The sequence below is a fragment of the Sphingobacteriales bacterium genome (genome assembly GCA_016711285.1).
In the GTDB taxonomy this organism is placed as follows: Bacteria; Bacteroidota; Bacteroidia; order Chitinophagales; family UBA2359; genus JADJTG01.
In genome coordinates this window covers 88,932-101,441 of record JADJTG010000012.1, presented here as the reverse complement: position 1 = coordinate 101,441, position 12,510 = coordinate 88,932, and the positions used below count along the sequence as shown (strand labels likewise).

Annotated in this window: 6 protein-coding genes, 2 tRNA genes and 3 rRNA genes; 10 read left to right on the top strand and 1 reads right to left on the bottom strand. The window is 44.9% G+C overall.

Features of this window, described 5'->3' with window-relative positions; genetic code table 11:
* Positions 1-153 precede the first annotated feature (153 nt).
* The 7 genes from IPL35_07490 to ung all read left to right on the top strand — a co-directional run bounded on the left by IPL35_07490 (position 154) and on the right by ung (position 7,444).
* Positions 154-1,664, top strand: a 16S ribosomal RNA gene (locus IPL35_07490).
* A 218-nt stretch (positions 1,665-1,882) separates the two neighbouring features.
* A tRNA-Ile gene (locus IPL35_07485) sits at positions 1,883-1,956 on the top strand.
* Between the two features lie 72 nt (positions 1,957-2,028).
* Positions 2,029-2,102 (top strand) — tRNA-OTHER (locus tag IPL35_07480).
* A 260-nt stretch (positions 2,103-2,362) separates the two neighbouring features.
* Positions 2,363-5,240, top strand: a 23S ribosomal RNA gene (locus IPL35_07475).
* 444 nt (positions 5,241-5,684) lie between these two features.
* A 5S ribosomal RNA gene (rrf, locus tag IPL35_07470) occupies positions 5,685-5,797 on the top strand.
* Together the 16S, 23S and 5S rRNA genes with 2 tRNA genes alongside form the textbook arrangement of a ribosomal RNA operon.
* A gap of 141 nt (positions 5,798-5,938) precedes the next feature.
* Positions 5,939-6,721 carry a shikimate dehydrogenase gene (locus IPL35_07465; GenBank protein ID MBK8443251.1) on the top strand — a complete coding sequence of 261 codons (783 nt, stop codon included), beginning with the start codon at positions 5,939-5,941 and terminating at the stop codon, positions 6,719-6,721.
* A gap of 45 nt (positions 6,722-6,766) precedes the next feature.
* Positions 6,767-7,444, top strand: a complete 678-nt coding sequence (gene ung / locus IPL35_07460) for a uracil-DNA glycosylase (GenBank protein MBK8443250.1) — start codon at positions 6,767-6,769, stop codon at positions 7,442-7,444.
* Between the two features lie 18 nt (positions 7,445-7,462).
* On the opposite strand, the gene IPL35_07455 is transcribed toward ung, so the two are convergent.
* On the bottom strand, positions 7,463-7,858 hold the full coding sequence (locus IPL35_07455) for an RNA-binding S4 domain-containing protein (GenBank protein MBK8443249.1): 396 nt from the start codon (positions 7,856-7,858) through the stop codon (positions 7,463-7,465).
* A gap of 147 nt (positions 7,859-8,005) precedes the next feature.
* Here IPL35_07455 and IPL35_07450 point away from each other — a divergent pair, with 147 nt between their 5' ends.
* The 3 genes from IPL35_07450 (at position 8,006) to mtaB (ending at position 12,363) form a co-directional block, all read left to right on the top strand.
* Complete coding sequence (locus IPL35_07450) at positions 8,006-8,443, top strand: redoxin domain-containing protein (protein ID MBK8443248.1); 438 nt, start codon at positions 8,006-8,008, stop codon at positions 8,441-8,443.
* A 300-nt stretch (positions 8,444-8,743) separates the two neighbouring features.
* Positions 8,744-11,008 (top strand): penicillin-binding protein 1C, encoded by a 2,265-nt coding sequence (pbpC, locus tag IPL35_07445; GenBank protein MBK8443247.1) that lies wholly within the window; start codon positions 8,744-8,746, stop codon positions 11,006-11,008.
* A gap of 32 nt (positions 11,009-11,040) precedes the next feature.
* Positions 11,041-12,363 carry a tRNA (N(6)-L-threonylcarbamoyladenosine(37)-C(2))-methylthiotransferase MtaB gene (gene mtaB, locus IPL35_07440; protein MBK8443246.1) on the top strand — a complete coding sequence of 441 codons (1,323 nt, stop codon included), beginning with the start codon at positions 11,041-11,043 and terminating at the stop codon, positions 12,361-12,363.
* Positions 12,364-12,510: the final 147 nt, after the last annotated feature.

The window sequence follows — 12,510 nt, the reverse complement described above, 5'->3', positions numbered from 1 at the left end:
GTCAATTTTTTAATTATAAAAAGTAAAAAAAATATAAGAGCCACAGGACAGACGGAGAGGGTGCGAGAAGCACAACACCATTGCATTAAGATCTGAAAAATCAAAAGATGTAATGGACTTTTTTAGAATATTAAAATAGAAAAAGAAACATAAACAATGGAGAGTTTGATCCTGGCTCAGGATGAACGCTAGCGGCAGGCTTAATACATGCAAGTCAAGGGGGCAGCAATGCAACCGGCGTACGGGTGCGTAACGCGTACATAACCTACCTTTCAATGGGGGGATAGCGTTGGGAAACGACGGTAATACCGCATACGATTTTTCGGGCGAGTGCTTGGGAAATGAAAGACGAAAGTTGTTGAAAGATGGATGTGCGTCTGATTAGGTAGTTGGTGTGGTAACGGCACACCCAACCGACGATCAGTAGCGGGCGTGAGAGCGCGAACCGCCACACGGGCACTGAGACACGGGTCCGACTCCTACGGGAGGCAGCAGTAAGGAATATTGGTCAATGGAGGGAACTCTGAACCAGCCATGCCGCGTGAATGAAGAAGGCGCTATGCGTTGTAAAGTTCTTTTCTCAAAGAAGAAAAGTTTGGATTTATCCGAATCTGACGGTATCTGAGGAATAAGCACCGGGCTAACTCCGTGCCAGCAAGCCGCGGTAATACGGAGGGTGCAAGCGTTATCCGGAATTACTGGGTTTTAAAGGGTGCGCAGGCGGATAGATAAGTTAGTGGTGAAAACTTCGGGCTAAACCCGAGACCTGCCATTGATACTGTCTATCTTGAATGAAGTTGAAGCTGGCGGAATGTGTGGTGTAGCGGTGAAATGCATAGATATCACACAGAACACCGATTGCGAAGGCAGCTGGCTAAGCTTAAATTGACGCTCAGGCACGAAAGCGTGGGGATCAAACAGGATTAGATACCCTGGTAGTCCACGCCCTAAACGATGTTCACTCGCTGTTGGTAGCAGGCTTATCAGCGGCTAAGGGAAACCGATAAGTGAACCACCTGGGGAGTACGCGCAACGGTGAAACTCAAAGGAATTGACGGGGGTCCGCACAAGCGGAGGAACATGTGGTTTAATTCGATGATACGCGAGGAACCTTACCAGGAGAATGTGAGCGCAAGCATCTGAAAGGGTGCCCTCTCGCAAGAGACGCGAAACAAGGTGCTGCATGGTTGTCGTCAGCTCGTGCCGTGAGGTGTTGGGTTAAGTCCCGCAACGAGCGCAACCCCTATTTTCAGTTGCCAACAGGTAAAGCTGGGGACTCTGGAAAGACTGCCTATGTAAGTAGAGAGGAAGGAGGGGATGACGTCAAATCATCATAGCGCTATATCCGGGGCTACACACGTGCTACAATGACAACGACAGAGGGCTGCGAGACAGCGATGTGGAGCGAATCCCAAAACCGTTATCTCAGTTCGGATTGCAGGCTGCAACTCGCCTGCATGAAGCCGGAATCGCTGGTAATCGTAGATCAGCAATGCTACGGTGAATACGTTCCCCGGACCTTGTACACACCGCCCGTCAAGCCATGGAAGTCGGGTGCGCCTGAAGCCGATAACCGCAAGGAGTCGTCAAGGGTGAAACCGCAGCTGGGGCTAAGTCGTAACAAGGTAGCGGTACCTGGAAGGTGCCGCTGGAATACCTCCTTTTAGAGAGATGCAGGGCTATAGCGGTCTTGTATCAATAAAAAAAGAAATGAGGGAAAAACTTGTGGCGAATATGTTCGACAGGAGAAAAAAAGGTTAGCAGTACGATTAATACAAGTTAGCTTAAAGACATTTGACTTTGTTTCCTTATATCAGGAAAAAGATAAAGAAAGAAAAAGACGACAAAGCGAGGCGAGAGAGAAGCGGCGCAAGAGAAAAGGAGTCTCGTAGCTCAGTTGGTTAGAGCACTACACTGATAATGTAGGGGTCGGCGGTTCAAGTCCGCCCGAGACTACTACAAAAGAGGTGATAAACCGCTCGAAGACTTGCAAGGTCGAAAAAGACAAGATGCGAGAAAACGGAGAGAGGGGGATTAGCTCAGCTGGACAGAGCACCTGCTTTGCAAAGCAGGGGTCATCGGTTCGACTCCGATATCCTCCACAAAAAATAAGTTTTGCTGAAGCGGAAGGCGTGGCGCAAAACGAAAGAGTTGATTGACATATTGGCATTAAGTTGAAGAAGTACCAAAATAAAAAAGTAATTCGGCTCAACTTCAAGTTTCAGAAAAGTGGATTGTATTGTAAGATACAATTTATTAGAACGGAGCAAAAGGAAAGAGCAGAATACCGATAGTGGGAAACAACAACTACAATTTCTAAAAGAAAGCAAGTAGAGCAATTAGGAAATAGAAATAAAGAATATAGAAAGCGAACAAAGGGCGCAAGGGGATGCCTTGGCTCTCAGAGGCGAAGAAGGACGTGGCAAGCTGCGAAAAGTTACGGGGAGCTGCAAGCGAGCGAAGAACCGTAAATGTCCGAATGGGGCAACCCACCCGCAAGGGTATCCAGCAATGGAGGCAAACGTGGGGAACTGAAACATCTAAGTACCTACAGGAAAAGAAAACAAAAGTGATTCTGCGAGTAGTGGCGAGCGAAAGCGGAATAGCCCAAACCGTACAACAAAGTTATACGGGGTTGAAGGACTGCGAGATCAGGCGTTAATCGGAAGTAGAAAGGTCTGGGAAGGCTACGAAACAGGGGTGAGAGTCCCGTAGACGTAACGATGACAACTGTAGCAGTATCCTGAGTAAGGCGGGACCGGAGAAATCCTGTCTGAATCAGCCGGCACCATCCGGCAAGGCTAAATACTACTGAGAGACCGATAGTGAACCAGTACTGTGAAGGAAAGGTGAAAAGCACCGTGAGTAACGGAGTGAAATAGACCTGAAACCTTGCGCTTACAAGCGGTCGGAGCTGCCGAAAGGCAGTGACGGCGTGCCTTTTGCATAATGAGCCTACGAGTTGCAACTTACTAGCGAGGTTAAGTGTAAAGATACACGTAGCCGTAGCGAAAGCGAGTCTTAACAGGGCGCGATAGTTAGTAGGTGCAGACGCGAAACCTAAGTGATCTACCCTTGAGCAGGTTGAAGGTTGGGTAAAACCAACTGGAGGACCGAACTGGTAAACGTTGAAAAGTTTTCGGATGACTTGAGGGTAGGGGTGAAAGGCTAATCAAACTGGGAGATAGCTCGTACTCCCCGAAATGCATTTAGGTGCAGCCTTGCTTTACAAACTACTGCGGAGGTAGAGCTACTGATAGGGCTAGGGGCTTCACAGCCTACCAACCCCTGACAAACTCCGAATGCCGTAGTAGAAGAAGCAGGAGTGAGGGTGGGTGCTAAGGTCCGTATCCGAGAGGGAATAAACCCAGACTATCTGCTAAGGTCCCCAAGTGTGTGCTAAGTTGAAAAAACGTGGTGTGGTTGCATTGACAGCTAGGATGTTTGCTTGGAAGCAGCAATTCATTTAAAGAGTGCGTAACAGCTCACTAGTCGAGTGACGATGCGCGGAAAATAATCGGGCATAAAGCATAGTACCGAAGCTATGGATTCATAGAAATATGAGTGGTAGGGGAGCATTATAATCGCGGCGAATGTCATCTGTGAGGATGGCTGGAGCAATTATAAAAGCAAATGTAGGCATAAGTAACGATAATCCCAATGAGAATATGGGACACCGAAAGACTAAGGGTTCCTGATCAACGTTCGTCGGATCAGGGTTAGTCGGGACCTAAGGCGCACCCGCGAGGGGAAGCCGATGGAAAATCTGTTAATATTCAGATACCTGTTGTAACTGCGAAGGGGCGACGGAGAGGTAGAACGACTGCGCACTGACGGAATAGTGCGTTAAAGCTGGTAGGCGATGAATCAAGTAGGCAAATCCGCTTGAGGAGCAGAAAGGCGAAAGTACCGCAAATCTACGGAGGCGCGGATAATGTCGGGAAACGGACTTCCAAGAAAACCCTCTAAGCTATAGGTTACGACAGCTCGTACCGCAAACCGACACAGGTAGTCGAGGAGAGAATCCTAAGGTGCTCGAGTGAATCGTGGCTAAGGAACTAGGCAAAAAGGTCTCGTAACTTCGGGAGAAGAGACGCTTGCTGCAAGGCAAGCCGCAGTGAATAGACTTGGCGACTGTTTAACAAAAACACAGGACACTGCCAAGTTGAGAAATGAAGTATAGTGTCTGACACCTGCCCGGTGCTGGAAGGTTAAGGAAGGTGCTTAGCGCAAGCGAAGGCATTGACTGAAGCCCCAGTAAACGGCGCCGTAACTATAACGGTCCTAAGGTAGCGAAATTCCTTGTCGGGTAAGTTCCGACCTGCACGAATGGTGTAACGATCTGGGCACTGTCTCGGCCACGAGCTCGGTGAAATTGTAGTAGCGGTGAAGATGCCGCTTACCCGCATCGGGACGGAAAGACCCCGTGAACCTTCACTATAACTTAACATAGATTTTGAATTAACGATGTGTAGGATAGGTGGGACGCTATGAGATATGTACGCTAGTATGTATGGAGCGGCCCGTTGAAATACCACCCTTTGTTGATTTAGAATCTAACTCTCTGGAATAGAGAGGACGGTGTTTGGTGGGTAGTTTGACTGGGGTGGTCGCCTCCTAAAAAGTAACGGAGGCTCGCAAAGGTTCCCTCAGCGCGCTTGGCAACCGCGCAAAGAGCGTATTAGTACAAGGGAGCTTGACTGTGAGACAGACAAGTCGAGCAGGTGCGAAAGCAGGCTAAAGTGATCCGGTGGTTCCGCATGGAAGGGCCATCGCTCAAAGGATAAAAGGTACTCCGGGGATAACAGGCTGATCGCACCCAAGAGCTCATATCGACGGTGCGGTTTGGCACCTCGATGTCGGCTCGTCACATCCTGGGGCTGGAGAAGGTCCCAAGGGTTGGGCTGTTCGCCCATTAAAGTGGCACGCGAGCTGGGTTCAGAACGTCGCAAGACAGTTCGGTCCCTATCTGATGCGGGCGTAAGAGATTTGAGAAGGGCTATCATTAGTACGAGAGGACCGTGATGGACGCACCGCTAGTGAACCTGTTGTCACGCCAGTGGCACGGCAGGGTAGCTATGTGCGGAAGAGATAAGCGCTGAAAGCATCTAAGCGCGAAACTCGCTTCAAGATGAGATCTCTGATTAAGGGTCGTGGAAGAATACCACGTTGATAGGTAGTAGGTGTAAAGGTGGTGACATCAAAGCCGAGCTATACTAATAACCCGTAAGCTTTCAATAATTATTAAGGTATGTGGAAACTGAAGAGGCAGAAGCATACATTATAAATTTATGACTGAAAGCAACCTGAATAGCGAATTTGTAAGTTAATAATGAGCAGTATTTTAGAAATGAGAGCTGCGTTAGGAGTTAATAATTAATCAGATTCAACAGGAAATACTTGCCGAAATAGATTATCTAGTATAGAACACAGCTGAAAGGCTTAGGGATATATAGGTATAATTATAAGGATATAGTAGTTGTGAAAGACGCCAAATTAGAAGTGTTCTGCAAGCAAACTGAATGCGAAGAGCAGGAAGTGAGAAGTGAAGACGAAGAGCAGAAGAATATTTAGGTATAACAGAAAACTTAATGCCGATATAGTCAATAATTAACAAAAGAAATTATTTTGTGTTGCGGCATGTGTAAGAAACAGTTACACGACTGAACACAAGAGAAAAGAGCAACGGTGGCTATAGCGGAGGGGATCACCTCTTCCCATTCCGAACAGAGCAGTTAAGCCCTCCTGCGCCAATGGTACTGTACTAAACATACGGGAGAGTAGGTCGCCGCCGAAATATTTAAAATATAGAAGACACACCCCTTGTTTGCACAAGTATTGCGAGCAGGGGGTGTGTTACTTTTGCACAATACACATAGATACTCTTATCTTTATCTTCAAGGCATATCCTATTTATATTTGATTGCTGTATTTTACTATGCTAACTCCATCTTTGCTACATTTTACTCATTTATACGGACTTATTGGCTATCCATTATCTCATTCTTTTTCTAAACAATTTTTTAATACAAAATTTAAACAATTATCACTTTCTGCCACTCACCACTACGATGTTTTTCCTTTACACCAAATAGAGCATTTTGAAAAGATACATCAATATTACCCTAATTTGAAAGGCGTAAATGTTACTATTCCTTATAAACAAAGTATTTTTTCTTTTTTAACTGATATTGACTCCGTTGCACAAGCAGTGGGCGCAGTTAATTGTATTTATCTGTCGGATAACAATATCCGAAAAGGCTATAATACAGATGTATATGGATTCGAACAATCGCTTTTGCCTTTGTTGCCTTCGGTGCCTGTGCAGGCGTTGGTGTTGGGAAACGGCGGTTCTGCCAAAGCGGTAGTATATGTATTGAAAAAACTAAATATACCTTATCGAATTGTGTCGCGACAAGGGGCTGATGGCGGTGTTTTGAGTTATAATGATATAAATGAGGATATATTACAGGAATATCATTTGATTATTAATACTACGCCTTTGGGAATGTATCCGAATATTGTTGCTTGCCCGCCTTTGCCTTACGATGCGTTGGGGAAGCAGCATATTTTGTATGACCTTATTTATAATCCTTCCGAAACCTTATTTTTACAAAAAGGGGCTGAACAAGGGGCACGCATCAAATCGGGTTTGGATATGTTGTATTTACAAGCAGAAAAATCGTGGGAAATATGGCAAGGAAATGATACATTTGTTTAACTTTGCTTATACTTAAATATAGTAGCTTTGTCAGAATCATTACCTATTAAACAGCAAATTAAATTAGAACCCTCGTGGCTGAAAGTGTTGCAGGCGGAATTTGAGCAACCTTATTTTTTCGCTATCAAGCAGTTTTTGTTGCAAGAAAAACAAGCAGAACACACGGTATATCCACAAGGGAAGCTGATTTTTAATGCATTTGAGCAAACATCTTTTGAAAAAGTAAAAGTGGTGATTTTGGGGCAAGACCCCTATCACGGAGCCGGACAAGCACACGGTTTGTCGTTTTCTGTGCCGCTTGGCGTACCGCCGCCGCCTTCTTTGGTAAATATTTTTAAAGAAATCAAACAGGATACGGGTATTGAACCACCTACAAACGGCAATTTGGAGGCTTGGGCGCGACAGGGAGTGTTTTTACTGAATGCTATCCTGACAGTGCGTGCCAATACTGCGGCTTCGCATCAGCATATCGGGTGGCAAGATTTTACAGATGCCGTTATCCGCCGTTTGTCGGAGCAGCGCGAAGGGATAGTTTTTATGTTGTGGGGAAAATTTGCACAAAATAAAAAAAGCCTCATAGATGCTTCCAAACACTATATTTTGCAGGCGGCGCACCCTTCGCCATTGTCGGCGTTGAGTGGATTTTTTGGTTGCAAACATTTTTCAAAATGCAACGAATTGCTACAAGCCGCCGGAAAAAATCCGATAGACTGGCATTTATAATTCGTAAAAAAATGTTTTTTATTCCGATAAATCATCATTGAGGCGGTCAATTTGTCGGCGGTCGCGCTTGGTGGGTCGCCCTTCGCCGCGCTTGCGGTAAGCGTTGGGGAGTGCTACAAAAGCAGAATCCAACACAGGTGGCGGCGGTGGCGAAATATCTTCGTAATGAGGAGCAGCCAACTCCGCCGATACTCTTTTTTCAATCAGCCCGACTACTTTATAAATGAGCATCATTTGCGGCGACCTACGAATATGAACCGTTTCTCCTATTTTTAACTGATAAGAAGGCTTTACACTATTGCCGTTGATTTTTATTTTTCCGGCATCGCAGGCTTCAGTGGCGAGGGTACGAGTTTTAAAAACACGCACCGCCCACAACCATTTATCAATTCGTATTTTATTCGCTTCTGCCATTATATTTTTTTTAAAAGTTTATTTTTTTTGTGATTAATCTTATCAATAAAAAAAAAGTCCAAAGGTTCAAAAATACTCGTTCAACAAAAATCTTTAATTATATCACATCTTATGCAAGTTTTATTTCAAAAAATTGTTTTTACCTTTTTGTTTATATGCTTGGCGCAGGTAGCAGTAAATGCTCAGGCTACTTTGCCCGATTTTAAATTTCAGGATTTGAAAGGAAAGGTAATAGGAAAATCACAAGTGCCGTATCAGCAATATTTAACGGTGGTATATTTTGACCCTACCTGTGAGCATTGCATTGAACTGACGGAGCAAATTGTGAAAAATATTGCCAAATTCAAAAAAACGCACCTGCTGTGGGTATCCATCGCCGATGCCGAACCAATTGCGGAGTTTCAACGCACTTATTTTCCAAATGTAAAAAATATGACTTTTGTGCGCGATGCTAAAATGAAGGTATATGATTATTTTGAAAATTTAGATGATACGCCCACTTTCGTAGTGTTTGATAAAAACGGAAAACGTATTTCTACATTGACTTTACCTAAAGTGGAACAATTATATACTTTGTATAAATAAAGCAATTTAATTTTATTTTTTTTTAAAAAAAGAATGATAACCTCCTGTAAAGAATCTGAACTTTGCAGGGAGGTTGTTTTTTTTGCTGTAAAATTTTTATCATTTTGTGTAAAAAAAGTAGTGTAGAACAGAATGTTGCAAAAAATATAATTGTTATTGCTACACACAATTGTTTGTAGCTTTGGGTTTTAAAAAAAATGATATATTCTCGTGTGCCGCTTGCATTTTTGGCATCGTTTTCAAAAAAGTAAATTATTTGCTTTTTTATTTCCGCCTTCGTTTCGCTATTTATGGTATGGTATGGGAATAGCGGCGGTGTTTTTTTTGCTGCTCCATATTTTATTCCCGTTGCGTCCTCATATTTCACATTCTGTGAGTGTGGCTGCCGCTGATGGTGTTCCTTTGTACGCTTTTTTGTCTGATGACGACAAATGGCGGCTGAAAACCGAACTTTCGGAAATCAGCACTACGCTGCGCAAAGCTCTTATCCACAAAGAAGACAAATATTTTTATTATCATTTCGGCATCAATCCGGTGGCGATACTGCGTGCCGCTTTTAATAATATGCTTTTGGGCAAACGAAGTTCGGGAGCTTCCACGATTACTATGCAGGTGGCGCGTTTGCTCGAACCCAAACAGCGCACTTATACCAACAAATTGCGCGAGGTGTTTCGGGCTTTACAATTAGAAATTCTTTATTCCAAAGACGAAATTTTACAATTTTATATCAATTTAGTGCCTTACGGTTCAAATATTGAAGGTATAAAATCGGCGGCGGCTTTGTATTTTGGCAAATCTCCTGCTTTGCTGAGTATTGCAGAAATTACTACACTTGCCATCATTCCCAACCGACCGAGTTCCTTGCGGTTAGGCGACAACAATGCTTATATCGTACAGGAGCGGAATCGCTGGCTGCGCCGTTTTGCCGCCGAAGGCGTATTTACTGCTGCCGCCATTGAAACGGCACTCGCCGAACCCCTCAACGCCCGCCGCCAAAGTATGCCGCGCCAAGCACCGCACTACAGCCGCCGTATGAAAGAGGCTTTTCCGCAAATGGTGAATATACACGGCTCGCTGCGGGCAGAGCAGCAGCGCAAAGCCGAGCAAATTGTACAAAATTTTGTGCGCCGCACCAAGCGTATGCACATCAATAATGCCGCCGCTATCGTTATTAACAACCGCAACAAAGCCGTAGAAGTATATGTGGGTTCGGGCGATTTTTTTGATACCATTGACGGCGGTCAGGTAGATGGCGTAAAAGCGGTGCGCTCGCCGGGCAGCACACTCAAACCGTTTTTGTACGGCTTGGCTTTTGATAAGGGCATCATCACACCAAAAACCATTATCAGCGATGTGCCCGTCAATTATAGTGGTTATATGCCTGCCAATTTTGATAAACAATACAATGGCTATGTGAGTGTGGAAAAAGCTTTGGCTTTGTCTTTAAATATTCCGGCGGTAAAAGTGCTGAATGAAGTGCAATTAAATGATTTTATAGATTTGTTAGTCAATGGTCAGTGCCGTCAGATTGAGCGCGACCGCAAAAAAATGGGTTTGTCTTTGGCTTTGGGCGGCTGTGGTGTGCGCTTGGAAGAATTGAGCAATTTGTACGCCGCCTTAGCGCGTGGGGGACAGTTTAGCCGCTTGAAGTGGTTGCAGGGCGACAGCATCAGCCGCGAAGTGCCTTTGTTGTCGGCATCGGCTACTTATATGCTCACGCGCATTATGACACAGCTCCAACGCCCCGACCTTCCGGCGGCTTTGGCGAGTAGCAGCACTGTGCCGCGTATTGCCTGGAAAACGGGTACTTCTTATGGGCGGCGCGATGCGTGGAGTATCGGCTACAACAAAAACTATACTATCGGCGTGTGGGCGGGTAACTTTTCGGGCGAAGGTGTTGCCGAACTCACAGGAGCAGATATAGCTACGCCTTTGCTGTTTGAATTATTTAATGCGATAGATAAAGCCTCTTTGGATAATAAATGGTTGGCGGCTCCGCTGGAGTTGGACGAAAGGTGGGTGTGCGCGCAAAGCGGCGATATACCGAATGATTTTTGCGAACAGCGCGTGTTGGATTATTATATTCCGGCAGTGAGCCATGTGCGCACTTGCAGGCATCGTGAGTATGTGTGGGTATCTGCTGACGAAAAAATAACCTACTGCACCTCCTGTATGCCCGCCGAAGGAGCAAAACGCATACTCTACGACCGGCATACCCCCGAAATGATTCGTTATTTTGAAGAAAATCATATCAATTATCAGCAATTACCGCCACACAACCCCGATTGTGGCAGATTACTCGCCAATCAACTTCCTTCTATCACCTCCTTACAAAATCATTCAGAATATTTATTAGATAGCAACGACCTGCAAGATTTGATGCTTTCGTGTACGGTTGCCAATGATGTAGAGCGTATTTTTTGGTTCATAGATGATAAATTTTATAAAGCCGTTGCGCCGCAGGTTTCTGTTTCTTTTACGCCTCATGCAGGCAATATCAAAATATCGTGTGCCGATGATAAAGGCAGAAACAGCGATATTGTAATTAAGGTGCAGTTTTTTTAATATAAAATAGACTATTTTTGCACTTGTTTTTTATGAATCATACAAAAGTTGCTTTATATACGTTGGGTTGCAAGCTCAATTATGCGGAAACATCAGCCATTGGCAGACGTTTGGAAGCGGAAGGGTACGAAACGGTTGATTTTGAAGATACAGCCGATGTGTATGTAATTAATACCTGCTCCGTGACCGAAAATGCCGACAAAAAATGCCGTGATATTATCAGACGCGCTTTGCGCCGTAGTCCTGCCGCAAAAGTAGCAGTGGTGGGTTGTTATGCGCAGTTGCAGCCCCGCGAAATTGCCGCTATTGAGGGTGTGGATTTGGTGTTGGGAGCAGCAGAAAAATTTAAGTTGGCACAGCATTTACAACCCATTTTACACAGTCCCAAAGCAGCTGTCGGCGAGTGGGTGTCTTGTGCCATTGATGAAGTAGATACTTTTGAAAGTTCCTATTCGGCAGGAGAGCGCACGCGAGCCTTTTTGAAGGTGCAGGACGGCTGCGATTATTCCTGTTCTTTTTGTACTATACCCTTGGCGCGGGGCAGCAGCCGCAGCGACCGTATTGCAAATATTGTGCAGTCGGCGGAAGAAATAGCAACTTTGGGTATCAAAGAAATTGTGCTGACAGGCGTGAATATCGGCGATTTTGGTAAGTCGGCAGCCATAGGTGGGCGCGAAGAGCGTTTTTTGGAGCTGATACAAACCTTGGACAAAGTGGAGGGCATTGAACGTTTCCGAATTTCGTCTATTGAGCCGAATTTGTTGAGCAACGATATTATTCAGTTTGTTGCCGCTTCGCAGCGATTTGTTCCGCATTTTCATATACCACTCCAATCGGGTAACAACCGCCTCTTGGGGCTGATGCGCCGCCGCTATCGCCGCGAGTTGTATGCCGAGCGCGTAGCGGCTATCAAAAATGCCCTTCCGCAAGCCTGTATCGGTGTAGATGTAATTGTGGGATTCCCGAGCGAAAGCGAAGATGATTTTTTGGATACTTACCATTTTCTTCACCATTTGGATATTTCGTATTTGCATGTGTTCACCTACTCCGAGCGCGAGCAAACCAAAGCCTTAGACCTCAGCCCCGTTGTGCCGATGCAGGAACGCTACCGCCGCAATAAAATGCTGCGGATTTTGTCGGAGAAAAAACGCCACTTTTTTTATGAGCAACACATTGGCAAGAGCTATACTGTATTGTGGGAACACGAAATGCAGGAAGACGGCACGATGCAGGGATTTACGGAAAATTATATAAAAGTGAGTGCGCCCTATCAGGCGGCTTGTGTCAATACTTTGCAGCGCGTACAACTCGCGCATTGGCAAGATGACGGCACAATAGCGGCAATTTTGGTGTAGCAGATATAGAAATAAAAAGTGTTTTTCAGAAAGCGAAAAAAACACAACAGTATTTTTTTTCAAAAAAAAATCTATATTTTCGGCTGCCGCAACAATAAAATTGAAACGGCTGCTGAATTTTTTTTGTTATCCTCATTTTAATTTTCT